Here is a 24,097-nt window from a genome sequence, read left to right on the forward strand (position 1 = left end):
ACTCGGATCAGCCTTAACGAGGATGGATGGATGGGCGAGGTCGTGACCCGGATTAGCCGCACTGCGCGCGCGCTCGTCGACGGGCTGGCACAGGCGGGCGTGGCCACCGTCCACGAGGCACAGGGCCGACGCGGGCTGCTGCACCATCGCCTGCGCCCGATCTATCCCGGCTGCCGGATCGCCGGGACCGCCGTCACCGTCTCGGTCCCGCCGGGCGACAACTGGATGATGCACGTGGCCATCGAGCAGCTACAGGACGGTGACGTGCTGGTGGTGGCACCGACCAGCGACTGCTGCGATGGCTATTTTGGCGATCTGCTGGCTACCTCGGCGCAGGCACGCGGCTGCCGCGGGCTGATCATCGATGCCGGCGTGCGCGACGTGCGCGAGCTCAAGCAGATGGACTTTCCGGCCTGGAGCCGGGCGATCTGCGCGCAGGGCACCATCAAGGAAACGCTGGGTTCGGTAAACATCCCGCTGGTCTGCGCCGGTGCGCTGGTGCAGCCGGGCGATGTGCTGGTGGCCGATGACGATGGCGTCTGTGTCGTCGCGCGCGCCGATGCCGCCAACGTGCTGGCCGAAGCGCAGGCACGCGAAGCCCGCGAAACGCTCAAGCGTCAGCGCCTGGCAGCAGGCGAGCTGGGGCTGGACCTGTACGCCATGCGCGAACGCCTGGCCGCCAAGGGTCTGCGCTATGTCTGAAGGCGTACGCGCCATGTGGATGCGCGGCGGCACCTCCAAGGGCGGCTTCTTTTTGGAAGACGACCTGCCCGCCGCGGTCGCCGACCGCGATGCCTTCCTGTTGCGCGCCTACGGCTCGCCAGACCTGCGCCAGATCGACGGCATGGGCGGCGGCGATCCACTGACCTCCAAGGTGGCGGTGGTCAGCCGCTCGCAACGCGACGATGCCGATGTGGACTACCTGTTCCTGCAGGTGGCCGTGGAGCAGGCCCAGGTCAGCGATGCGCAGAACTGCGGCAATATGCTGGCTGCGGTGGCGCCGTTCGCCCTGGAGCGCGGCCTGCTGCCGGCCCAGGACGGCCAGACCGAGGTGCGCATCTTCATGCGCAACACCGGCACGCTGGCCACCGCCACCGTGCAGACGCCCGCGCGCCAGGTCCGCTACGACGGCGCGACCCGCATCGACGGCGTGCCCGGCAGCGCGGCACCGGTGGCGCTGGCCTTCGCCGATATCGCCGGCTCCTCCTGCGGCGCCCTGCTACCGACCGGCAACGTCATCGACACGCTCGGCGAGGTGCAGGCGACCTTGATCGACAACGGCATGCCCTGCGTGGTGTTGCGCGCCAGCGACCTGGGCATCAGCGGCTATGAAGATCGCGCCACGCTGGATGCCGACACTACGCTGAAGGCGCGGCTGGAGACGATCCGGCTGCTGGCCGGCCCGCGCATGCGGCTGGGCGACGTCGCCGAGGCCACCGTGCCCAAGCTGATGCTGGTCGCCGCGCCGCGCGCTGGCGGCGCCATCAGCGTGCGCTCGTTCATTCCACATCGCTGCCATGCCTCGGTCGGTGTGCTGGGCGCGGTCAGCGTCGCCACTGCCTGCCTGCTGCCGGGCTCGCCGGCGCATGCCTTGGCACAGCTGCCCGGCGGAGCCACCCAGCAACTGGATGTCGAGCATCCCAGTGGCGCCAGCAGCTGCCAGATCCGCCTGGATGCGCACGGCACGGTCGTGCGCGCAGCGGTACTGCGCACCGCCCGCAAGCTGTTCGATGGGGTGGTGTTTGGCTGAGCACCGGCCTATTTGCGCGGGTGTTGCATGCCGCTGCACCGCCGGTCAGCCGGACGCATGCGCGGGCGCACCTGTCGCCGGCGCAGCGCACACCGCCCGCAAGCCCTCAGACTCTGCCTTGGTTCGGACTGCCCCATGATCATCGACTGTCACGGCCACTACACCACGGCGCCAGCGGCGCACGACGCCTTCCGCAACGCGCAGGTCGCGCATTACAAGGACCCCACGCTGCCGCTGCCGGAGTACCCGCAGATTTCCGACGACGCCCTGCGCGAAAGCGTCGAGCAACATCAACTGCGTCTGTTGCGCGAACGCGGCGCGGACATGACGATCTTCTCGCCGCGCGCCAGCACGATGGCCCACCACGTCGGCGACGAAGCGGTGAGCCAGCGCTGGACACGCCACTGCAACGACCTGATCGCGCGCGTGGTGCAGCTGTATCCGCAGACCTTCATCGGCGTCTGCCAGCTGCCGCAATCGCCGGGCGTGCCGATCGCCCATTCGATCGCCGAACTGGAGCGCTGCGTCAACGAACTGGGCTTCGTCGGCTGCAACCTCAACCCCGACCCATCCGGCGGTCATTGGACCGGCGTCCCGCTGACCGATCGCGCCTGGTATCCGTTCTTCGAGAAGATGGTGGAGCTCGACGTGCCGGCGATGGTGCACGTATCGGGCAGCTGCAATGCCCACTTCCACGCCACCGGCGCGCACTATCTCAATGCCGACACCACCGCCTTCATGCAGTTCCTGCAAGGCGACCTGTTCGCGGATTTCCCGCAGCTGCGCTTCATCATCCCGCACGGCGGTGGTGCGGTGCCCTATCACTGGGGTCGCTTCCGCGGCCTGGCCGACATGCTGGGCAAACCCGCGCTGGACACCCACCTGATGCGCAACGTGTTCTTCGACACTTGCGTGTATCACCAGCCCGGCATCGACCTGTTGTTCGAAGTGATCGACATCGACAACATCCTGTTCGGCTCGGAGATGGTCGGCGCGGTGCGCGGCATCGACCCGCAGACTGGCCACTATTTCGATGACACCAAGCGCTACATCGATGCGCTGGCGCTGTCCGAGGCCGACAGGCACAAGGTGTTCGAAGGCAACGCGCGACGCGTCTATCCCCGCCTCGACGCCCAGCTGCGCGCGCGCGGACTGTAGGCCGGCGCGCGGCGGCGGCGGCGCCGGTGACGACGACTGACGCATCGCCCGGGCCCCTAAACGCAGACACCCGCCTTGCGGCGGGTGTCTGGTGGACGCGGATCCAGCGATCAGACGATCACTTGATCTTGCCTTCCTTGTACATGACGTGCTTACGCACGACCGGGTCGTACTTCATCATTTCCATCTTCCCCGGAGTGTTCTTCTTGTTCTTGTCCGTGGTGTAGAAGTGGCCGGTGGCGGCCGAGGAAATCATACGGATCTTGTCACGCTTGCCTTTTGCCATGACTGCTTACTCCTCAGACCTTTTCGCCGCGCGCGCGCAGCTCTTTCAGAACGGCATCGATCCCGTTCTTGTCGATGGTGCGCAGGGCGTGCGCGGAAACACGAAGCTTGACCCAGCGGTTCTCGCTGGCGACCCAGAAGCGGCGCTCGTGCAGGTTGGGCAGGAAGCGACGACGGGTTCTGTTGTTGGCGTGGGAGACGTTGTTACCCGTCTGCACGCGCTTGCCGGACACTTGGCATACGCGGGACATTGCGCACCTCGATAAAGTTTGGTGTCTTCCTTAGCCAGGAAAACGGCGGCCCCGGCACCCATCTGGCTGCCACGCAATGTTGGGAATCAACGACTTACGCTGGTTACCGGCCGGCACCCCATCGCGCTGGGTGCCGCCATCCGGAGCGATCCGGGCACAGCGAGCCGCGCATTATGCACAGCTTTCCCTTGCTGCGCAAGCACTTAGAGCGGCTAACAAAACGTAGCGAGCAGCCGTCAGGTGGGCGCGGACGACGCGCAGGAACCGCAGTGTACGAGTGGTCCATGAGGATTCCGAGCACCGGCCGCGCCCGCATGGCGGCTGCGCAGTAGTTTTGTCAGCTGCTCTAAGGCATCGGGCCACCAGGCAGGCGCACGCCCTGCCTGGTGGCGTGGCGCAGGGCCTGCCGCGCCACCACAGCAACGGTCTGGCTACCGCCGCATCAGGCCGGGCTCACGCGTCCGCCCTCCACCGTGCCGGTGTCGCCAGGCGTCCCAGGCCGGCGTTGCAGCCAGCGGTACAACACCGGCAACACCAGCAAGGTCAGCAGGGTCGAGGACACGATGCCGCCGATCACCACCGTGGCCAGCGGCCGCTGCACCTCGGCACCGGCGCCGACATTGAGCGCCATCGGCACGAAGCCCAGCGCGGCGACCAGTGCGGTCATCAGCACCGGCCGCAGCCGCGCCAGCGCACCTTCGCGGATGGCCTGCTCCAACGGCATGCCGTGCGCGCGCAGGTTGCGGATGAAGGCGATCAGCACCAGGCCATTGAGCACCGCCACGCCCGACAGGGCGATGAAGCCGACCCCGGCGGAAATCGACAGCGGCAGCCCGCGCAACGCCAGCGCCGCCACCCCACCGGTCAGAGCCAGCGGCACGCCACTGAAGACCACCAGCGCATCGCGCAACGAGCCGAACGACCAGTACAGCAGGGCAAAGATCAGCAGCAAGGTGCCCGGTACCACCCAGGCCAGGCGTTGGCCGGCGGACATCAGCTGCTCGAAGGTGCCGCCGTAGCCGATCCAGTAGCCGGTCGGCAGCTTGACCTGCGCCTTGACGCGCTGCTGCACCTCGGCAACGAAACTGCCCAGATCGCGATCGCGCACATTGGCGGTGATCACGATGCGGCGCTTGCCGTCTTCGCGATTGATCTGGTTCGGCCCAAGCAACGTCTCGATCCTGGCCACTTCGCGCAGCGGCACGGTCGTGGGCGCACCGCTGCGCCAACCGGCGGTGCGGCTGGATTCGTCGGCATCACCGCGCTCGCCATCGCCACGCAACGGGATCGGCAGGTCCGCCAGCGCCGCCGGATCCTGGCGCAACGCTTCGGGCAGCCGCACCACGATATCGAAGCGTCGATCGCCTTCGAACAACTGCCCGGCGTGTTGCCCACCGACTGCCGCGGCCACGGTGTCCTGCAGCACGCCCGGATTGAGACCGTAGCCAGCCAATGCAGCGCGATCGGGCACCACCGCCAGCATCGGCAAGCCGGAGGCCTGTTCCAGGCTGACATCGGCCGCGCCGGGCACCGCGCTGGCGACAGCCTGCACGCGCCGTCCCAGCGCCAGCAGGGTTTCCAGATCGTCGCCGTAGACCTTGATCGCCACATCCGCACGCACGCCGGAGATCAGCTCGTTCATGCGCATCTGGATCGGCTGGGTGAACTCGTAATTGTTGCCGGGCAACTGCTTCACCGCCTCCTCGATCTCGGCCAGCAACTGCGCCTTGGGCTTGCGCGGATCCGGCCATTGCGCGCGCGGATGCAGGATCAGAAACGTGTCGGCCACCGACGGCGGCATCGGATCGGTCGCCACCTCCGCCGTGCCCAGCTTGCCGAACACGCGCGCCACTTCCGGAAACTGCTTGATGCGCCTTTCCAGCGTGGACTGCATGGTGATGGCCTGCTCCAGGCTGGTGCCGGGGATGCGCAGGGCATGCAGGGCGACATCGCCCTCGTCCAGATTGGGAATGAATTCACTGCCCAGCCGCGTCGCCAGCAGCGCGCACAGCACCACCGTCACCAGCGCGCCGATGCCGACCAGACGCCCGTGCCGCAACGCGCGTTCGAGCAGTGGTGCATACGCGCCGCGCGCCCAGCGCATCACCCGGTTTTCGTGCTCGGCAACCTTGCCGCCGAGTAGCAGTGCAATCGCCGCCGGCACGAAGGTCAACGACAGCAGCATGGCGCCGGTCAGCGCCAGCACCACGGTGATGGCCATCGGATGGAACATCTTGCCTTCGATGCCGGTCAGGGCGAACACCGGCAGGTACACCGCGGTGATGATGCCCAGACCGAACAGACTGGGGCGGATCACCTCGGCCGTCGCTTCGGCAGTGAGCGCGAAACGCTCGCTGCGATCCAGCACGCGCCCCAGCCGCTGCTGCGCCTCGCCGAAGCGACGCAGGCAGTTCTCCACGATGATCACCGCGCCATCGACGATCAGGCCGAAATCCAGCGCACCCAGGCTCATCAAATTGCCCGAGACCCCGCCGCGCACCATGCCCGTCAGCGTGAACAGCATCGCCAACGGAATCACCGCCGCGGTGATCAGGGCCGCGCGCACGTTGCCGAGCAGCAGGAACAACACCACGATCACCAGCAACGCGCCTTCGATCAGGTTCTTGGCCACGGTGACGATGGTGCGGTCCACCAGCGCAGTGCGGTCGTAGACCGGCACCGCCTGCACGCCGGCCGGTAAGCTGGCGTTGGCTACCTCCAGCCGCTGCGCTGCGGCCTGCGCCACGGTGCGGCTATTGGCACCAACCAGCATGAAGACCGTGCCGAGCACCACTTCGCTGCCGTCCTGGGTGGCAGCACCGGTGCGCAGTTCGCGTCCCTCGCCCACCTGCGCCACATCGCGCACGCGGATCGGCACGCCGGCGCGCCGATCCAGCACGATCGCGCCGATCTGCGCGATGTCGTCCACCTGCCCCGGCACCCGCACCAGAAACTGTTGGCCGTTACGCTCGATATAGCCGGCGCCGATGTTGCGGTTGTTGGCGTCGACCGCTTGCGCGACATCGTCGAGGGTAAATCCCAACGCGACCAGGCGCGCCGGATCGGGCGTGATATGGATCTGCCGCGCATAACCGCCGATGGTATTGACCTCGGTGACGCCCGGCACGTTGCGCAGCTGCGGACGCACCACCCAATCCTGCAGCGTGCGCAGATCGGTGGCCGTCCAAGGCGAGCCATCGCGCTTGCGCGCACCTGGCGCAGCCTCCACGGTGTACATGAAGATCTCACCCAACCCGGTGGCGATCGGCCCCAACTGCGGCTCCAGCTCGGCCGGCAACTGCGACTTGACCTGTTGCAACCGCTCGGCCACCTGCTGCCGCGCGAAATACAGATCGGTGCCATCGACGAACACCACCGTCACCTGCGACAAGCCATAGCGCGACAGCGAGCGGGTCGACTCCAAGCCGGGCAGACCGGCGAGCACCGTTTCCAGCGGGAATGTCACCCGCTGCTCGGCTTCCAACGGCGAATACCCCGGCGCCGCGGTATTGATCTGCACCTGCACATTGGTGATGTCCGGCGTTGCATCGATCGGCAAGCGCGAGAAACTCCAGGCACCGATCGCAATCAGCACGCAGGTCAACGCCAGCATCAACCAACGTTGTGCAATCGCAAACCGGATGATGTCGGTCAGCATGCCAAGCCCCTCCGTACAAACCTGGCACCGCACTGCGCCGGCCGGTGTCTTGGCCTTGCCACCGACCGATCACGCCGCCCCCCCATCGCGGCGTGGCGCGACAGGCCAAACGAACACTTATCCGCGCACCAGCGCCGTTGCTGTTGCTGTTGCTGTTGCTGTTGTTGCTGTTGCTGTTTGCTTTCGGGGCCCCATACCGCAGCGGCAAGGCCGGCAGATCCAACCCGCAGGGCGGCGCGCATGGATGCGCGACGTTTTTGTAAGGGACATGGACGTCCCTTACAAAAATTTCTGCCGGACTTGCGGACCTGGAGCGCCGCAGGCGCGGAAGGCGCGAGGACGGGGTGTGCTTTCTTTTGGTTACTTTTCTTTGCACGAGCAAAGAAAAGTGACTCGCGCCCGCCAGGGCGTGAAGGCCTTTGTTCTAGCCCGACGGGGCGAGAAAGCCTTCGCTCTAGCCTGAAAGGGCGACAAAGCCTTTGCCCTGGCACGCCCCCTCGCATCCGACAAACGCCTCCACTCAAAGGCGCAACGACATCCATACCAACGCGCTCAATGATCATGCGAAGCCCCCGACTTTTCGATATCGGCCTTCACCAGATAACTCTGCTCCACCACCACCGCATCACCTGCCACCAAGCCCGATAACACCTCCACCTGCTGCGCATCGCGCGCCCCCAGCGTCAGCGGCCGCACCTCGTACACATCCCCCACCCGCACGAACACCACGTCCCAGTCGCGGAACTGCTGCAACGCGCCCACCGGCACCACCATCGCCGCCGGCTGCTGCGCCACCGTCACCCGCGCCTTCACTGCAGACCCCGGCCGCCACAAGCCATCGCTGTTGCGCAATACCGCACGCGCCATGGTGCTTTGGCTCGCGGTGGCGGTGCCCGGCAACACGCGTTCCAAGGTCGTCTGCGCCACCACGCCATCGCTGATGCGCGTCACCGTCACCGGTGCGCCAGCGGTGATATGCCCGGCGTCGGCGCCGAAGATGTGCAGATCCACCCACACGCTGGACAGGTCGGCGATTTCGAACAGCGCCTGGCCTTCGCCTGCATTGCTGCCCAGGCTGGCATTGCGGGCAAGCACGGTGCCGCTGATCGGTGCGCTGACCGCATAGGTGGTCAGGCTCAGATTGCTCTCCACCGTGGCCAGCACCTGACCGGCGCGCACCTGATCGCCGACATTGACGCGCAGACTGCGTACCGGGCCGGGAAAGCGCGCAGTGGCCTGCGCTTGCGCACCTTCTGCCGGCGTCAACAAACCTTGCACTTCATGCTGATCGGCGATGCTGCCGGGGCCAACCGGCGCAACACGAATGCCCGCGTCCTGCGCGATCTTCGCCGCGATGGTGGTGCGCCCCTCGTAGCTGGGATAGCGCCAGCGATGCGTCTTGCCCTGCACGGTGGCGCGCACCTCCACATCGAACGAATGCGGCTCGCCCACCGTGCTGTCGGCCAGCAGGCTGCCATCCTCGCGTGGGCGCAAGCGATGCACTTCATCGCCACCGCCGAGCCGGGTCAGATGCACTTCCACGCTGCCAGCGGTGGCCGGCAACGGTGTGCCATCGCGGTACAGCCAGGCCTGGTAGGTGGGCGGTGTGCCGTCTTCGGCGATGGCCAGCTCCACGCTGTCGCCGTCGCGGTTGAGCAGCCGCCCACCGTGCGTGCCGGTCTTGGCTTCCTCGCCATGCGCATCGGCGCCTGCCTCGCCTTCGGCGGCATGGCCTGCGTGGTCGTCGTGCGCTGCGTCGGTGCTGCGGCCGCAGCCGCTGAGTAACAGCGCCAGCAACAGCGGCGCAATGATGAAACGTGTCATCGAACGTGATCCTGATTGGCGCCGACGCGTTGCGTCGGGCGAACGAATGGAGATGAGTTGCGCTGGAAGTGCATCAGGCGTGGGCAGCGTTTCAAGAGCGCTGGATGCAGACATCACTGCCGCTGCAACAGGGTCGACCTGGCGCATGCACGCGGCACGAAAACGCAAGACGGAACGGGCGTTCATGGCGTCACCTGCGTGGCAGGATTGCGCACGAACGGCTGACCGGTCAGGCGCTGGATTTCGATCAACGCGGTCTGCGCTTCCCATGCGGCGGCCAGTTGCTGCTGACGTGCGTCGCTGCGTTGCGCCTGCAACTGCGCCCAGTCCAGATAACTGGTGGCGCCGGCGCGATAGGCGCGCTCGGCGGCGGCATCGGCGCGGGCGAGCGCGGGCAGTACATCGTCGCGCATGCGCGTCGCTTCCAGCTGTGCAGCGCGGTAGCGGCCATGCGCGTCGGCCAGTGTTGTGTAGAGCACCAACGCCTGCGATTGGCGTTCGATGTCCAGCAACGCCAGCTCCGCTTCGGCGGCGCGAATCTCCGGCTGCGCGCGTGCTGCGCTACCCAACGCCAGCGAGACGCTGCCGAGCAGCGCGGTGGCGTCGTTGCCTTCGAGCCGGCGCACGCCGACCTGCCAGTCCAGATCCGGGCGCGCCTGGCTGCGTGCCAGGCGCACACGCGCTTCGCGCACGCGCTGCTCGCCGTTCAAACGCACCAGTTCCGGCGTGGCATCGAGCAGCTGCGCCAGCACCTCGAACTCGGGAATGTCCGGCAGCTGCAACAGATCGCCGGTGATCGCACCGAAGTCCGGCGTGCGCTGCCCCCACAGCACGGCCAATTGGCGACGTGCGGCGAGCAGTTCCTGCTGGGCGCGATCGCGGTCCAGTTCTGCGCGCGCCTGCAGGGCCTGCGCGGTCAGCAGCACCGATTCGGGCGATGCGCCGGCCTGCAGCCGTTGGCGCGCGGCGCTGACGGTGCGCTGGCGCTGGGCCAGCGTGTCCAGCGCCGCCGCGTGCCGCTGCGTGGCCATGCCGATGGCCAGGTAGCGCCGTGCCACTTCGGCCAGGACGTCCAGCCGGGCGAGCGCACGTTGCGGTGCCAGCGCGTCGATGCGGGCCTGTGCCAGGGTGCGGCGCGCGTCGAGCTTGCCGCCGCGTTCCAGCACGCCGGCCAGGGTGACGGTGAGCTCGGCCTGGTCCAGCGCGCGGGTGGGGCCGATGCCGAACACGTTTTCCAGTTCGGCACCGATGCGCAACGGCGGACGCAGTGCGTCGCGCTCGGCGTCGGCGCTGAGGACCGCGCGTTGGCCATCGGCCAGGCGTAGGTCGGGGTGCTGGCGGGCGACGCGCGCGATGGCGTCGTCCAGGGTCAGCACGGGTTTGGGCGGCAGGTCCTGCGCGTTGGCGCACGGCACCACCGCGAAGACGGCAAGCGCCGTCAGTCGCAACCACATGAGGGTGTCTCCGGATCGGGATCGATGGACAGGCCGGCAGCTGCCGGCGGTGCATCAGGCCGCGATCGGAGGACGCAATCCGGTCTCGCTCAGATGCGAGCGGTAGGCGGTGGTCAGCACGGGCGGCTGCCCATGCGTGCCCGCCGGCAATGGGCCCCAGGCCAGCGCCGGCAGCATGGCCGGGCTGTGCCCGTGGCAGTAGCCGCTGTGCATCAAGGCATGCAGCAGGCCGGCGCCGTCGGGCTCGCCGGCATCGTCTTCGTCGGCACCGTCATGGCCATGCGCTGCGGTGTTGTCCAGATGCGCCTGGTCGTGCGCCAGCGCATGCACATCGCCCAGCGCGCAGGCGACCGGTGCGACCAGCACGCCCATGACCAGCACCAGCAACGCCATCAGGCGCAGCAAGGCAGGCAATCGACGGGCGCGACGAAGCAGCATGGGCGCAGCGTATCGGGGCCAGGGGAGTTACACAATCGCATGCACGGCCTGGCACGCAGCGTCGTAGGAGCGGACCTGGCCGCGACGCCGTCCTGGTCAGCGCGATGGCACTCTACCTACATCCCACCTGCTGGTTGTCCGCAGACAGCGCCCGGGGGGGCCAGAAGCTGCCGACGATGACCTGGCACTGGGATCCAGGCCAGAACGGTACCAGGGGCGGGACAGCGGCGCGGCCGGGCCCGCTCCTACGTAGAGCGGACCGTTGGCCAGGGTCAGGGCGCCGCGGCGCCGGGCTTGGACGTCGCCGGGCGCGCCTTGCTCTCGGCGATGAAGGCACGCACCTGCTGCTCCAGCACGGGCAGGGTGACCGAGCCCTGCTTCAGCACCACGTCGTGGAAGGCCTTGATGTCGAAGCGGTCACCCAGTTCCTTTTCCGCCTCGGCGCGCAGCTTGACGATGGTGATCTCGCCCAGCTTGTAGCTCAGTGCCTGGCCCGGCCAGGAAATATAGCGGTCCACCTCGGTGGTGACTTCGTGCTCGCTGAGTGCGGTGCGGTCGCGCAGATACGCCAGCGCCTGCGCGCGGCTCCAGCCGTCGTGGTGCACGCCGGTATCGATCACCAGCCGGCACGCACGCCACATTTCGTAGGTAAGCCGGCCGAACTCTTCGTACGGGGTTTCGTAGATGCCCATTTCTTCGCCGAGCTTCTCGGTGTACAGCGCCCAGCCTTCGCCGTAGGCGGAGATGTAGTTCTCGCGCCGGAACGCCGGTTGCTCGCCCTGCTCCAGCGCCAGCGAGCCCTGCAGCGAATGGCCCGGCGAGGACTCGTGCAGGGTCAGTGCCGGCAGGTTGTACAGCGGCCGCGAGGGCAGGTTGTAGGTGTTGACCCAGTAGGTGGTGGCGCCGCCGCGGCCGGCGGTCCAGAACGGGGCGATGTCGTCGGGCACCGGCTTGATGGTGAAGCGCCCACGCGGCAACGTGCCGATGAACTTGCCCACCTGCCCGTCCACGCGCTTGGAGATCCATGCGGCGCGATCGAGCAACTCCTGCGGGGTCTTGGCGTAGAACTGCGGGTCGGTGCGCAGGAAGGCCAGGAACTGCGCGAACGTGCCCTTGAACCCCACCTGTTTGATGATGGCGTTCATCTGGGTCTGGATGCGCGCCACTTCGTCCAGGCCGATCTGGTGGATCTGCTCAGGGCTGAGTTCCAGCGTGGTGTATTCGCGGATCTGCTGGCGATAGAACGCCTTGCCATCCGGAAGCGCCTCGGCCGCCAGCGTGGTGCGCGCCTTGGGCAGGTAGTCGTTGCGGAAGAAGGCCAGCAGCTTGGCGTACGCCGGAAGGACGGCCGTGCGCAACGCGGCCTTGGCCTGTTCGCGTAGTTGCGCCTGTTCGGCAGCGGGGATCTGCGCAGGCAGCTGCTTGAACGGTGCGTAGAAGGTCGATTCGGTCGGGTCTTTGACCTCGGCCACGGTGGCGATGGAGACATCGCGCCCATCCAGCACTGCGCGCGGCACGCTGAATCCCCGCGCCAGCCCGGCGCGCATGTTGACGGTCTGCTGGTCGAAGTAGCGCGGTACATCGTTGAGCCGCGCGATGTAGGCGCGGTAGTCGGCCGCCGTCTTCATCGGCCGCTGCGCCATGAAACCCAGATTCGACCAGAACGAGCTGTCGGAATTGAACGGCATTTCGTAGGCACGCAGACGCACTTCGGCGGCCAGGTTTTCCACCTGTGGGCGATAGATGGCGAAGTTGATCTGGTTGGCCGGCGAGAGCTGCTTGGGGTCGATGCCATCGAGCTGCTTGAGCACCCCGTCCCACACCGCCAGCCGTTTCTGCTGCGCGGCTGCGCTGACATCCGGCAGGTGAGTGTTGTCGCCGGTGGTATCGCTGTCCTCGTCGGCCTGCCCGGTTTCGGCCTGACGCCAGGCCCATTCCTTCGCGTAGATCGCGCGGAACTGCGCATCGGCGGGTGCCTCGGCGGTGAGCGCGGCCGGGGCGGGCGGTGTGGCGGCCTGCGCCGAGGTGGCGACGAAGCCTGCGCCCAGCAGGGCGAGCGAGAGTGCGGTGGCGAGCGGAGAGGTCAAGTGCGGGGGGCCTGATCTGGAGCGAACGCCCGATCATGGCAGCCCGCGCGTGAGCTGCCATGGGCCGGAAGTCCCAACGCGGGCTGGCGCAGGCGCATGGCTGGAGTATCGGTGCTGCCCCCATCCGCCCTGCGGGCACCTTCCCCCGCAGGCGGGGGAAGGGACTTGGTGTGCTCGTCGAGGCGGGGGAAGGGGGCTGGTGTGCTTATCCAGCGAAGGCAGGCGCGGAGCTTGTCGGGAGCGCTGCTCGCTCCCTCTCCCGCCCGCGGGAGAGTGGGGTGAGGGCGCTTGGAGACCGAACGGCTCAGCCCTTGCGCACCACCACCAGGTGGCGCTCGCCGTCCAACCCGGGCACTTGCAACGGGTGCACCTCGTCCACGGTCCAACCGGCCGGCAGCGCGGCGATCTCCTCGTGTGGATGCACCCCCTTCATCGCCAGCAGGCTGCCGCCCGGACGCAGCAGGTGGCCGCCGACGGCGATGATGCCGGCCAGCGTATCCAGCGCGCGCGCGGTGAGGTGATCGTAGGCCGCCGGCTCGGCCAGTGCCTCGGCGCGCGATTCGGCGACCCGCGCATTGCCCAGCGCCAGCTGGCGTAGCGCCTCGCGCATGAAACGCGCCTTCTTGCCATTGCTTTCCACCAGGGTCACCTGCAACTGCGGCCGGGTGATGGCCAGCGGAATGCCGGGCAGCCCCGGACCGGTGCCCAGGTCGGCCAGGGTGCCGCTGGCGATATACGGCTGCATGGCCAACGAATCGAGCAGGTGGCGGGTGACCATCTCGCGCGGATCGCGCACGGCGGTGAGGTTGTAGGTCTTGTTCCAGCGCACCAGCAAGGCCAGGTAGCGCAGCAGCGGTGCGGCGAAGGCCGGATCGATGGACTGGGCCTGCAGGCCGTGGGTCAGCGCTGCAGAGACTTCGGGGGCAAGGGCGACATCGTTCATGGCGCGATTATCGCAGTTGTCTCGACCAGCGATGGCCAGGCCGGGCCGACGGAACCACCCGCGCGGCACCCACGACCCGCATGCTCGCTGACTGCCGGCTCACCCATGTTCGCGCCTGCAACAAAACCGACATCTGGCGTTCGCACGATGTCCAGTCCGCTTTGCATGTGCTGTCCATGTCACCGATCCGCCTTCCTCCCCGTGCCCCCGATGTCGCCAAAGCCGGGGTGAGCGCTCCCCTCGATGGCGGCCGTCGTCGCCTCTTGATCGCCGGCGCCGGCCTGGCCGCCGGTGCGCTGCTTAGCCCCTATGCACGTGCCAGCGGTAGCGCCGACCCGTTCACCCTGGGCGTGGCCGCCGGCGATCCGCTGGCCGATGGCTTCGTCATCTGGACCCGGCTGGCACCGCACCCGCTGGAACCGGACGGCCGCGGTGGCCTACGCGCGCCGGTGCCGGTGCGCTGGCAGGTCGCCAGCGACCCGGGGATGCGCAAGATCGTGGCGCAGGGCGACGCCGTCGCCAGCCCGACCTGGGGCCATTCGGTGCACGTGGAAGTGTCGGGCCTGGCCGCCGATCGGCCCTACTGGTACGCCTTCCAGGCACTCGGGGCGCGCAGCCCGATCGGCAGCGCACGCACGCTGCCGGCGCCGCATCAGCTGCCGAGCGCCGCAAAGCTTGGCTTTGTGTCGTGTTCGCACTGGGAACTGGGTTATTTCAGCGCCTATCGGCATCTGGCGGCCGAGCAGCCGGACCTGGTGTTCTTCCTCGGCGATTACATCTACGAATACAGCTATCACGGCGCGGCCGCCGAGCACATCGTGCGCCCGCACGGCAGCGGCGAGTGCCTGGACCTGGCCGGCTACCGCAATCGCTACGCGCTGTATCGCACCGATCCGGACCTGCAGGCGCTGCATGCCGGCAGCGCCTGCGTGGCGACCTGGGACGACCACGAGGTGCAGAACGACTACGCCAATCAATGGTCGCAGGATTCCAAGATCCCGGTCGCCAGCTTCCTGGCACGGCGCACCGCCGCCTATCGCGCCTTCTACGAACACTTCCCGTTGCGTGCGCGCCACCGCCCGCACGGGCCGGACATGCGTCTGTACCGGTCCTTCGACTACGGCCAGCTGGCACGCTTCTATGTCCTCGACGGACGCCAGTACCGCAGCGAGCAGCCCTGTCCGCAAGCCAATGGATGGCGCGGTGGCCACGTGGTGGACGACAGTTGCAGCGAGCGCACCGACCCGCGTCGGACCATGCTGGGCTGGGAGCAGGAGCGTTGGCTGCATGCCGGCTTCCTGCAGTCGCCGGCCCGCTGGAACGTGATCGCGCAGGACCTGCTGGTGGCGCCGATGCAGCAGGTTGGCCGCGATGGCGTGCAAGGCCACTGGACCGATGGCTGGGATGGCTATCCGGCCACGCGTGAGCGCATGCTCGGCGCCATCGCCCAGTCCGGCCTGCGCAATCCGGTGTTCTGGGGCGGCGACATCCATTCCTACTGGGTCACCGATCTCAAGGCCGATCCGACCAATCCGGACAGCCCGACCCTGGCCACCGAATTCGTCGGCACCTCGATCACTTCCGATGGCCAGCCCAATGCGGAATTGCATCAGACCATGGCGCTCAATCCGCATGTGCACTACGTCGAGGGCGAGACCCGCGGCTATGTGTCGGTGACGCTGAGCGCGGACAAGATGGAAACGCGTCTGCAAGGCATCTCCGATCGCCGCGATCGCCAGGCCAGCGTCAGCACGCTCAAGCGCTTCGTGGTCGAGGATGGTCGCGCCGGTGCAGTCGACGCCTGAGCTGCGATATCGCCGGGCAGCCGCCGCAGCGGACACAGTGCCAACGGCGCCAGCACGCGCGCGCGTCGCAGCCGGCAGCTGATCGCCTGGAGCGTGTGTTATGTCCGTTGAGGTGCGTGCGAGGCGTCCTGACGCGCGTCCAGACAAGGCGCGCGCCGCACCGCTGACGGCCGACGCCGCTCATCTCAACGGGCATAACACGCGCTAAGGCAACGGATACCAGGCCACCGCCGCACGACAGTCGGCGGCGGCCCACCATTCGTGCAGCTGCCACTGCGCAGCCTGGCCCAGTTCCGGCGCGCACCACTGCAGTTGCAGCGCGCCGTCGGGCGTGGCCGCGAACACCAGCCGATGCAGGCCGAACGACAGGCCGTGGCCGTGCGCCTTCAGCACCGCTTCCTTGGCGCACCACAGCCGAAAGAACAGGGCGTGCGCCTCCGCCACTGGCAAGCCGGTCAACCATGCCGTCTCGTCGGGGTGGAAGAAACGCGCGGCAATCTCCAGCAAGCGCGGACGCGGACGCAGGCGCTCCAGGTCCACCCCCAGTCGCACGCCCTCGCCCAGGCCGACCAGCAGATACTCGCCACTGTGGCTCCAGCCGATGTCCCAGCCCGGCAGCGCCGGCTGCAGCGTCGGGCGACCGCGCGCGTCGCGCTGCACCGGCACATCCGCCGGCGCCAGCCCCAGTACCGGCCCAAGCAGCTGCCGTGCCTGCGGCTCGCCGCGTTCGCCGGGCCGGTGCGCACGTAGCCACAGCTGCACCGGTCCATGCCGCCAGTCGGGCGCCATCACTTGCCTTGCACCAAACCGAACCGCAGGCAGCAGCACTGGCCGCGCTCGACGCGTGCTTCACGACGCGCTGCGTTGAATGCCGGCCACGCACCCGTTCCGGTGCGCCTAACCACAGCGAGAGGCGATATGGGCATCATCATCTGGTTGATCGTGGGCGGTATCGTAGGTTGGCTGGCCAGCATCATCATGCGTCGGGATGCCCAGCAAGGCATCATCCTCAACGTGGTGGTCGGTATTGTCGGCGCCATGATCGCCGGCTGGTTGTTCGGCGGCGGCATCAACCAGGCGATCACGCTGTGGACCTTCATCTGGTCGCTGATCGGCGCGGTGATCCTGCTGGCCATCGTCAACCTGGTGACCCGCGGCCGGCTGCGCTGAGTCCATTCCCATGCGTGGTGGGCAACGCCCGGGTCTGCTCGGGCGTTGTCGTGTCGGTGTGGCTCAATCGTGCGCGGCCACGCGATCGGCCGGATGGTTGACGCCGTCTTCCACCGGCACGGCAATCGTCAACGCATACGGGTTGACGCCGTCCAGGCAGCCGACGTTGTAACCGTACTCGTTCGGGTTGGACCGCCGACGGTGATGGGTGTAGATGCCGCACACGCCGCAGAAATAATGCGCAGCGGCATGGGTGTTGAACTGATACAGGCGCAACACCTCCTGGCCTTGCAGCACGTGCAGGCCATCGAGCGGGACCGAGGCGACGATGGCACCGCGACGGCGACACATCGAGCAATCGCAACGACGCGGATCGAGCAGGCCGTGCGGCAAATCCAGATCGATCTGCACCGCGCCGCAGTGGCAACTCAGGCGGTGGACTGGCCCGAGCGTGACCTCGCCGATCTTGTGCGTGCTGCGCCGCAGGTGACGCTCGCTCATGCGCCAGCCTCCGCCAGCCGCACCCAGGCCGGCGCATGGTCGCTCGGGCGTTCCCAGGTGCGCGGCTCGCGGTCGATGCCCGCTTCCACCGCACGCGCGCGCAAGGCCTCGGACACCAGCGTCAGGTCGATGCGCAATCCCAGGTTGCGACGGAAGCCGGCCTGGCGGTAGTCCCACCAGCTGAAGTGACCCTCGCCCTGTTCGTGCAGGCGGAAGGCATCGTGCAGACCCAGCGCCAGCAACTTGGCCAGCGCCGCACGCTCGGCGGTGGAGGTCAGGATATGGTTGTCGTTCCAGACCTCCGGCGCATGCACATCGCGCGCGTCCGGCGCGATATTGAAATCGCCCAGCACCACCAGCTGCGGATGCGCCCGCAGTTCCTGTTCCAGCCAGCTGTGCACCGCCTCCAGCCAGCGCAGCTTGTAAGCGTATTTCTCGGTGTCCACGTCCTGGCCGTTGACCACGTAGAGATTGACGATGCGCACCCCATCGACGGTGGCGGCGATGACCCGTTGCTGGGTGTCCTCAAATCCGGGGATGCCCATCTGCACGTCCAGCGCCGGCGAGCGCGACAGGATCGCCACGCCGTTGTAGGTCTTCTGCCCGCAGAACACGCTGCGGTAGCCCAGCGCAGCCAACGCCGCATCGGGGAACTTGTGATCCTCCAGCTTGGTTTCCTGGATACCGACCACGTCCGGCGCGAATGCCTGCAGCCACTGCTGCAGATGCGGCAGGCGGACATTGAGCGAGTTGACGTTCCAGGAGGCAATCTTCATGGCGCGGACCGAGGTTCAAACCCCCATGGTACCGCGCCGGCGACGCCGCTCTCAGGGTCGAGCCGCGATCCGCACGCCCAACTGGTTGGCCACCGGACGCTCGCGTCCGGGGATGCCGGTATGGATCGGGCGATTGAGCGTCCGCACCCGGCCATCGACGCGCGCGGCCAGCGTGCTGGAGCCGCCGCCGTCGAGATTGATCGCCGCATCGGCGCCGAGCTGCCGCAAGACCGCAGTGAGCGCATCCAGCGTCATGCCGTTGCTGTAGCCAGGCTGGCGGCCATCGGCTACCACCATCCACAGTATCGTGCGCGTTCGATCCAGCGCGATCGCGCTGCGTGGCTCGGGTTCATCGTAGTAGGCGGCGCGACTGGCCTCGCGTGACTGGCGCTGGCCGTCGAGCAGGAGCAACGGGCCAGCGCCCACACCCAGCCGAGTACCGGCCGCGCAGCTGCCGCGGACGATCCGCACCGCGTTGCGCGGGCTGACGCAGAGTGCCGCATTGACGCGCGCATCGGTGGTGGTGGCAGGCGAATCGAGCTGCCCGGCAGCGATCGCCAGTCCTTCGGCGGTGACGCCCTGCCCTGCAGACGGCACGAACGGCGCGTCGAACAGATGACCGCCATCGAACGGCAGGAAGTAGTCGGCATTGATCGCCACCGCCAGCGCACCGTCGCGCACGAACGCGGTGGTGGGGTTGGCAAGGAATTCACCGCCGCCGCTACGATCGCCGCGGGTCCCGACCAGTTGCAGGCCGGGAGTGGCCAGATCGATCCGGACGATATGCAGCATGACCGGTTGCGGCCCCGCCATCGCCTGGCGCCAGTAGCTTACGCCCGGCGCCAGCGCGACAGGAGCGGCAGGCGCCGGCACCGGCAGGACCAGCGGTTCGATGCTGACGCGGCCGCGCGCCTGTGCCTGGTCCACTGCCGCCAGCACCGCGGGGATGCGCGCCGGCGGCGTGCGCAGCAGCACGCGTTGCGTGGGCGCCAGTTGCAGGAGTTGCTGCAAGTCGACGCAGCGCGCGCCGCCGCATGCCACCGCATCGCCGCCTCCGACGCGGGCCGGGCCGTCGGTATCGTCCAGCACCTGCAGAGCGAGGCGATTGTGCTCGGCCGGTTTGCAGCGGCTAGCGGCAGCCAGCACATCGTCGGGCCACTGTCCCCAGCAATCGCCGCTGACCACCGTCTCCATCGCGACGAAGCCGGCTGTGGGAGCCGTCTGCACGGTGTCGTCGGCAGCCGCCGCGACGGCCGCGTAGGCTGCCAGCAGGACGGCCAGGCCGGCCGCTGCCAGGCGTCGATCAGAAAGCATAGTCCACTCCCAGGTAATAGGCGCGTCCGTTGTCCAGCTGCTCGCGCAGCAATTGCTGGTCGGCGCCGATGACACGCTTGAGCCGGGCATTGCTGATGTTGCGCCCTTGCACGGTCAAACGCAGTTGCTTGCTGAAACGCCACGCCAGCTGCGCGTCGTAGCTGGTGATGGCGTCGTAGTAACGGTCGTTGACCGGGTTATCGGTGGCGGCGGTGAGCAGTTGCATGCCGGTGTAATTGGCGCTGAGCCGGGCATCGAACCGACCGAGGTCATACAGCACAGAAGCGTTGGCGCTGCGCTTGGGCGATTCCATCAGATCGGGCAGCGGGCGCCGGCTCCCATCGCTCATCTGCACGTCGGCGGTGCGGGCGGCGAGCAGGGTCACATTGGCCATCGCGCCCAGATGCGACCAGCCGCCGGGCAAGAAGTCGAAGTGCGTATCGATGACGGTGAATTCGACTCCCTTCACGCGCGCGGTGCCGGTATTGACCGCCTGGGTGGTGGTGACCTGATAGGTGCCGATCAGTCCACCCGGATTGCGCTCGCTGTCGGTGCTGGTCAGGCGAACGATCTCGTCGGCGATGCGCTTGTGGAACAGCGCCACCGACAGCTGTGCATCCTGATCTGGATACCATTCCAGCGACAGATCCAGGTTGTCGGCGCGACGCGGACGCAGCTGTGGATTGGCAATGCTGCGGCTGAGTGTCAGCCCGGCGCTATCCACCACCGGACTGCTGTTCTGGCCGATATCGGCATAGGTCGGTAGGCCGAGGCTGCGGCTTCCGGCAACCCGCAGCTTCACGTCCGGCGTCAGATCCCAGGCGGCGTTGGCCGAAGGCAGCAAGAAGCGGCGCTCGCTGCTGCTGGTGGCTTGCGGCAGCGCGCCGAGCACCTGCCGCTGCAGGAATTCGTTGCGCAGGCCGAGACTCGCCTGCGTACGGTCGCCATGCCAGACGCCCATCAGATAGGCAGCACCATCGCGTTCGTCGATGCCGAAGTCGCTGCTGGTGCTGTTGCGGGCATTGGTCATGGCCAGCGCGTAGGCGCCGGGCGAAGCAGACACGAAGGCGTCGACCTTGGCCGGGTCGATCAGCAACAGGCAACTGAAGTCGGCGTAAGGGCAAATGCGCGCATCGTCGGTCCCGATCATCGCCAGCGGCACCCGGCCGCGCGGATTGCGCCGCACTTCATCCAGGTCGTAGCGCTGCCGGAGGTCGCGATACTGCAGGCCGCTGCGGAGGCCCCAGCCTTGCGCATCGGCATCGGCGTTCTGGCTGTAGTCGAGCTTGACCGTGGTGGTATCGGTGCGGCTGCGTTCCACCCGGTTGAGCAGGTAGGACTGCAGGTAATTGGCCGGGTCGGCATAGTAATGCGGATCGAGCAGGACGATGGCTGGACGCGTATCGCCCGCCAGCGCATAGCCGAACCCCAGCCGGGACGACGCGGCGGAGGTGAAGACGTCCTCGCGCGTGTCCTGTTGGTACGTGCCGCTGGCGCGGTTGAGCAGTATCTCCACGTGACCCTCAGGGTTGAGGCGGTAGCTGCCGGCCAGCTGCGCGTAACGCAGGCTGCGGGTCTGCTCGAAATGATCGGCATCCACCTGTGCGCTGCCCTGGGCGTAACGCCCGTCGCTGGCATCGGAGACGATCGCGTTGCCGCTCCGATTGAGCGCCTGCGAGCGCCGTTGCTCGTCGTTGTCGTGCACGAAGCGAGCGGCGCTGAACGCCAGCTTCAGCGCCTGCCCATCGTCGTACTCCAGTTTGCCGAACGCGCTGTAGCGCTGGCGTACGTTGTCGTAACTGAGCGGACGGAAGCGATCCGGTACGATCGCCAGACCACTCGTCTGCAGCGCCGGGGTGAGGTCCTGGCGCACTCGGCCAGCGTAATAACTGTAGCTGTCGATGGCGGTATCCAACGACGATGAGTCGCGCCGAAAGGCGTCGGCCGACAACACGATGCCGAAGCGATCATCCGCTCCGAAGGTGTCGCTGAAGCTGCCTTGCACTTGCCCGGATGGGCCGCCACCGCGGAGCTGGCGGCGGTTTTCCCAATCGGCGAGGTTGGCACGCAGGCTGGCGAACGGGCCAGCATGGTCGAACGCGCTGCGCGTGCGCAACGCGGCGATGCCGCCGATCGCGTTGCTGTCCATGTCGGCGTTGAAGGTCTTGTAGATGTCCACTTGCTGCGCGAGCGAGGACGGAATGACATCCAGCGATTGCACGCGGCGAGTGGTCTCGGTGGACGGCAGCGCGACGCCATCGACCAGCACGGTGTTGTAGTCGGGATTGAGGCCGCGCAGGCTCATGAACTGCGCTTCGCCGCGGCCATTGTTGACCACCATCGAAACCCCAGGCACGCGCTGTAGCGCTTCGCCGAGGCCGAAATCCGGAATCGAGCCGATGTCGTCGGCCGCCACCCCATCGGAGACCACGGCCGCCTCCCGCTTGGCACCGATGGCCTGGCGAATCGACAGATGCTGACCGGAGACCTGCACGGCATCCAGTTGCACCGCTTGCGCTGCGCTCGCCGCATCGGCCGGGAGCGGTTCGCTCGCGTGCGCGGCCAGGCTGACGGCGACTCCCAGCGCCAACAGGGGGGAAGAAGGGATTGACAAGGCACGGGCGCGGGACATGGACGATCTGGCAAGGACTGAAGCGGATAATTTAATAACTTACTGTGAATTAATTATTTCACCAGGAGCGGCTATGCTTGCCGCTTTGCCGCCCCGCGCCCCTGCCATGCCCTCCGTGTCTGCCTTTGCCTCGCCCACGCAACGCGCCGTATTCAAGACCCTGAGCCGCAACGAGCGCGACTTGCTCAATCGCTTGCGTCTCGCCGACGTGCTGACCCGCGCCGACCTCAGCCGTGAAACCGGTCTGACCGTCCAGACGGCGGTCCGTCTGATCGAAGCGCTGGCGGCCCGCGGGATGGTGCGCTTGGGCAACGGGATGGCACGCCCGGGGCGCGGCAAACCGGGGATCGCCATCTCGCTCAACGCCGCCCATGGGCATACCCTGGGCGTGTCCATCGCCACCGACGCGCTGACCCTGGCGTTGATGGATTTTGCCGGCCAGGTGCTGGCGGTAGACGAACAGCCGCTGGGCGAGGTCAGTGCCGAAGGCATCCTGGCGCAACTGCAGGCCGGCGATGCGGCCCTGCTGGATGGCTTGCCGCAGATGCCGGGGCCGCTATTGGGCATCGGCGTGGCGATGACGGGTTTTTTCACCGGCAAGGACGGCCGCATCAGTCCGCCCGACCCCTTGCAGGCGCTGGGCGAGTTCGCGCTGTGCCCCTGGCTGGCGGAGGCTTGCGGGCAGCCGGTGTGGATGGACAACGACGGCAGCGTCGCCGCCGCTGGCGAGGCCATGCTGGGTGTGGGTCGCCGTCATCGCGACTTCGCCTATCTCCACTTCAGTTACGGACTGGGCGGTGGCCTGGTGATCGACGGGCAGGTGATGCGCGGGGCGCGCGGCAATGCAGGCGAGTTCGCCGGCATGCTGCCAGCACAAGGGCTGCAGCGCGCCACCTTGGAATTGCTCCGCGAATTGCTCGTAGAGGATGGCATCGTGCTGCCGGACGTGCGCGCGGTCCTGACACACTACGATCCGAGCTGGCCGGCCATCGAGCGCTGGCTGGAACGTAGCGCTCCCGGTGTATCCCTGATCGTGTCGGCGATCACCGCCGTCTGCGATCCAGAGGCGATCGTGTTCGGTGGCCGACTGCCCACCGACCTGGCGCGGCGTCTGATCGCGGCCGTGCAGATCGATAACCTGCCCCGACGCGGGCAGACGCGGCCGATGCCCCTCCTGTTACCGGCCGAAGCCCCTGCCGATGCCTGCGCGATCGGAGCGGCGACCTTGCCGCTGCAGGCACGTTACTTCGATTGAACCACGTTGGGTCCGGTGGCGGCGTTGGCGGACGGGCGCTGACAACAGGCCTCGAACACCTCCACCGCCAAGGCGCGCGCCTGTTGACGTTGCGGCTCGTTCAAGGCGTCTAACAGTTCGTCCTCGCCCTGCAGGCTCGCACCCGGCTCAGCCGGCCGATCCGCAGGTTGTCGCGCCGCCAGACGCCACGCTGCGGCATACACCGGATCGGGGGCGTGCAACAGCGGCGACTCCACCACCTGCGCCAACGTCTCGATGGCATCGCGGTTGCCGCGCAAGGCTAGCGCTTCCAAATCGCGCACCACCGCGGCGATTGCCTGCTCATCGTCCGGCGACAGCGTTGCCGTCATGCCCGCTGGCGTGGCAGCGACTGTGCGCTGCATCAGTTCGCGCGCCTGCTGCGCCAAGAGATAGCGCTGTGCATCGGCGTCGCCGTGCGCGGCAGCGGTCCGCAGCAGCGCCTCGATCTGCAGGGGCGTTCCCGCCTGGCAAGCAACTCCACCGACCTGCCCAGCGCTGCCCGCCGCACGGGCGATCTGCGCAGCGTCCTGCAACTGCCGCTCACGGCAGCGCAACTGCTGGATGGCGGCGTCGAACAAGCTGGGCGGCGACGACTGCACTGCCTGCCGCGCAGCCAACGCCGCTGGCGTCAGCGGCACCGCTGCCGCTGAACGTCTCTGCGATACCGGTGGCGCGTCGCCCGGCCGCAGGCCACCGAACAACGCCACCAGCATGATGAGCGCTGGCGCGGCGATTGCCGCGATCGGCAGCGCCGCGCGCCGCCACGGGCTTGAGC

General features: G+C 67.8%; 20 protein-coding genes and 1 other RNA gene. 6 read left to right on the forward strand and 15 right to left on the reverse strand.

Annotated features, from left to right (window positions below; all coding sequences use genetic code 11):
* Positions 1–30 precede the first annotated feature (30 nt).
* From CKY51_RS19345 to CKY51_RS19355, 3 genes are all read left to right on the forward strand, one after another.
* On the forward strand, positions 31–702 hold the full coding sequence (locus CKY51_RS19345) for a 4-carboxy-4-hydroxy-2-oxoadipate aldolase/oxaloacetate decarboxylase (protein ID WP_022970539.1): 672 nt from the start codon (positions 31–33) through the stop codon (positions 700–702).
* The gene (locus tag CKY51_RS19350; protein ID WP_022970540.1) at positions 695–1,750 is read left to right on the forward strand and encodes a 4-oxalomesaconate tautomerase; all 1,056 of its coding nucleotides are present in this window, start codon (positions 695–697) and stop codon (positions 1,748–1,750) included. Before CKY51_RS19345 ends, CKY51_RS19350 begins: the two co-directional genes overlap by 8 nt.
* A 135-nt stretch (positions 1,751–1,885) precedes the next feature.
* A complete protein-coding gene (locus CKY51_RS19355) occupies positions 1,886–2,908 on the forward strand; it encodes an amidohydrolase family protein (RefSeq protein ID WP_022970541.1) in 1,023 nt (340 codons plus the stop codon).
* Positions 2,909–3,026: 118 nt separating this feature from the next.
* Here the strand turns inward: CKY51_RS19355 and rpmG are convergent, their stop codons facing one another.
* The 9 genes from rpmG to rsmG form a co-directional block, all read right to left on the reverse strand.
* The gene (gene rpmG / locus CKY51_RS19360) at positions 3,027–3,194 is read right to left on the reverse strand and encodes a 50S ribosomal protein L33 (protein ID WP_002809462.1); all 168 of its coding nucleotides are present in this window, start codon (positions 3,192–3,194) and stop codon (positions 3,027–3,029) included.
* A gap of 13 nt (positions 3,195–3,207) precedes the next feature.
* The gene (rpmB, locus tag CKY51_RS19365) at positions 3,208–3,444 is read right to left on the reverse strand and encodes a 50S ribosomal protein L28 (RefSeq protein ID WP_002809459.1); all 237 of its coding nucleotides are present in this window, start codon (positions 3,442–3,444) and stop codon (positions 3,208–3,210) included.
* Between the two features lie 210 nt (positions 3,445–3,654).
* Positions 3,655–3,730, reverse strand: a non-coding RNA gene (locus CKY51_RS19370) — sX9 sRNA.
* A 156-nt stretch (positions 3,731–3,886) separates the two neighbouring features.
* Positions 3,887–7,102: an efflux RND transporter permease subunit gene (locus CKY51_RS19375; RefSeq protein WP_022970542.1), complete on the reverse strand. Its 3,216-nt coding sequence runs from the start codon at positions 7,100–7,102 to the stop codon at positions 3,887–3,889.
* Positions 7,103–7,654: 552 nt separating this feature from the next.
* Positions 7,655–8,926 (reverse strand): efflux RND transporter periplasmic adaptor subunit, encoded by a 1,272-nt coding sequence (locus CKY51_RS19380; RefSeq protein WP_022970544.1) that lies wholly within the window; start codon positions 8,924–8,926, stop codon positions 7,655–7,657.
* A gap of 182 nt (positions 8,927–9,108) precedes the next feature.
* Positions 9,109–10,380: a TolC family protein gene (locus CKY51_RS19385; protein ID WP_022970545.1), complete on the reverse strand. Its 1,272-nt coding sequence runs from the start codon at positions 10,378–10,380 to the stop codon at positions 9,109–9,111.
* Between the two features lie 54 nt (positions 10,381–10,434).
* Positions 10,435–10,818, reverse strand: a complete 384-nt coding sequence (locus tag CKY51_RS19390) for a DUF2946 family protein (RefSeq protein ID WP_022970546.1) — start codon at positions 10,816–10,818, stop codon at positions 10,435–10,437.
* 272 nt (positions 10,819–11,090) lie between these two features.
* The gene (locus tag CKY51_RS19395; protein WP_022970547.1) at positions 11,091–12,905 is read right to left on the reverse strand and encodes a DUF885 domain-containing protein; all 1,815 of its coding nucleotides are present in this window, start codon (positions 12,903–12,905) and stop codon (positions 11,091–11,093) included.
* A gap of 304 nt (positions 12,906–13,209) precedes the next feature.
* Positions 13,210–13,848: a 16S rRNA (guanine(527)-N(7))-methyltransferase RsmG gene (gene rsmG / locus CKY51_RS19400; RefSeq protein ID WP_022970548.1), complete on the reverse strand. Its 639-nt coding sequence runs from the start codon at positions 13,846–13,848 to the stop codon at positions 13,210–13,212.
* Between the two features lie 176 nt (positions 13,849–14,024).
* On the opposite strand from rsmG, the gene CKY51_RS19405 reads away from it, so the two are divergent.
* Positions 14,025–15,653, forward strand: coding sequence for an alkaline phosphatase D family protein (locus CKY51_RS19405; RefSeq protein ID WP_031338186.1), 1,629 nt, complete (start codon positions 14,025–14,027; stop codon positions 15,651–15,653).
* A 204-nt stretch (positions 15,654–15,857) separates the two neighbouring features.
* Here the strand turns inward: CKY51_RS19405 and CKY51_RS19410 are convergent, their stop codons facing one another.
* Positions 15,858–16,442: a 4'-phosphopantetheinyl transferase family protein gene (locus tag CKY51_RS19410; protein ID WP_031338188.1), complete on the reverse strand. Its 585-nt coding sequence runs from the start codon at positions 16,440–16,442 to the stop codon at positions 15,858–15,860.
* Between the two features lie 129 nt (positions 16,443–16,571).
* Here CKY51_RS19410 and CKY51_RS19415 point away from each other — a divergent pair, with 129 nt between their 5' ends.
* Positions 16,572–16,823, forward strand: coding sequence for a GlsB/YeaQ/YmgE family stress response membrane protein (locus CKY51_RS19415; RefSeq protein ID WP_031338189.1), 252 nt, complete (start codon positions 16,572–16,574; stop codon positions 16,821–16,823).
* 63 nt (positions 16,824–16,886) lie between these two features.
* Here the strand turns inward: CKY51_RS19415 and CKY51_RS19420 are convergent, their stop codons facing one another.
* Genes CKY51_RS19420 through CKY51_RS19435 form a run of 4 tightly spaced genes read right to left on the reverse strand, consistent with a single transcriptional unit; the run spans position 16,887 to position 22,046 of the window.
* Positions 16,887–17,324, reverse strand: a complete 438-nt coding sequence (locus tag CKY51_RS19420; RefSeq protein WP_022970552.1) for a GFA family protein — start codon at positions 17,322–17,324, stop codon at positions 16,887–16,889.
* Positions 17,321–18,100, reverse strand: coding sequence for an exodeoxyribonuclease III (gene xth / locus CKY51_RS19425; protein ID WP_022970553.1), 780 nt, complete (start codon positions 18,098–18,100; stop codon positions 17,321–17,323). The genes CKY51_RS19420 and xth overlap by 4 nt, the downstream gene beginning before the upstream one ends.
* 51 nt (positions 18,101–18,151) lie before the next feature.
* Positions 18,152–19,414: a phosphodiester glycosidase family protein gene (locus CKY51_RS19430; protein ID WP_031338191.1), complete on the reverse strand. Its 1,263-nt coding sequence runs from the start codon at positions 19,412–19,414 to the stop codon at positions 18,152–18,154.
* Positions 19,404–22,046 carry a TonB-dependent receptor gene (locus CKY51_RS19435; protein ID WP_152249692.1) on the reverse strand — a complete coding sequence of 881 codons (2,643 nt, stop codon included), beginning with the start codon at positions 22,044–22,046 and terminating at the stop codon, positions 19,404–19,406. Before CKY51_RS19435 ends, CKY51_RS19430 begins: the two co-directional genes overlap by 11 nt.
* Positions 22,047–22,152: 106 nt before the next feature.
* On the opposite strand from CKY51_RS19435, the gene CKY51_RS19440 reads away from it, so the two are divergent.
* Positions 22,153–23,301, forward strand: coding sequence for an ROK family transcriptional regulator (locus CKY51_RS19440; RefSeq protein WP_022970590.1), 1,149 nt, complete (start codon positions 22,153–22,155; stop codon positions 23,299–23,301).
* On the opposite strand, the gene CKY51_RS19445 is transcribed toward CKY51_RS19440, so the two are convergent.
* Entirely contained in the window at positions 23,289–24,035 is a 747-nt protein-coding gene (locus CKY51_RS19445) for a hypothetical protein (RefSeq protein WP_342354114.1), read from the reverse strand. The genes CKY51_RS19440 and CKY51_RS19445 overlap by 13 nt on opposite strands.
* Between the last annotated feature and the right edge of the window lie 62 nt (positions 24,036–24,097).

Source organism: Xanthomonas maliensis (genome assembly GCF_009192945.1).
Lineage (GTDB): Bacteria > Pseudomonadota > Gammaproteobacteria > Xanthomonadales > Xanthomonadaceae > Xanthomonas > Xanthomonas maliensis.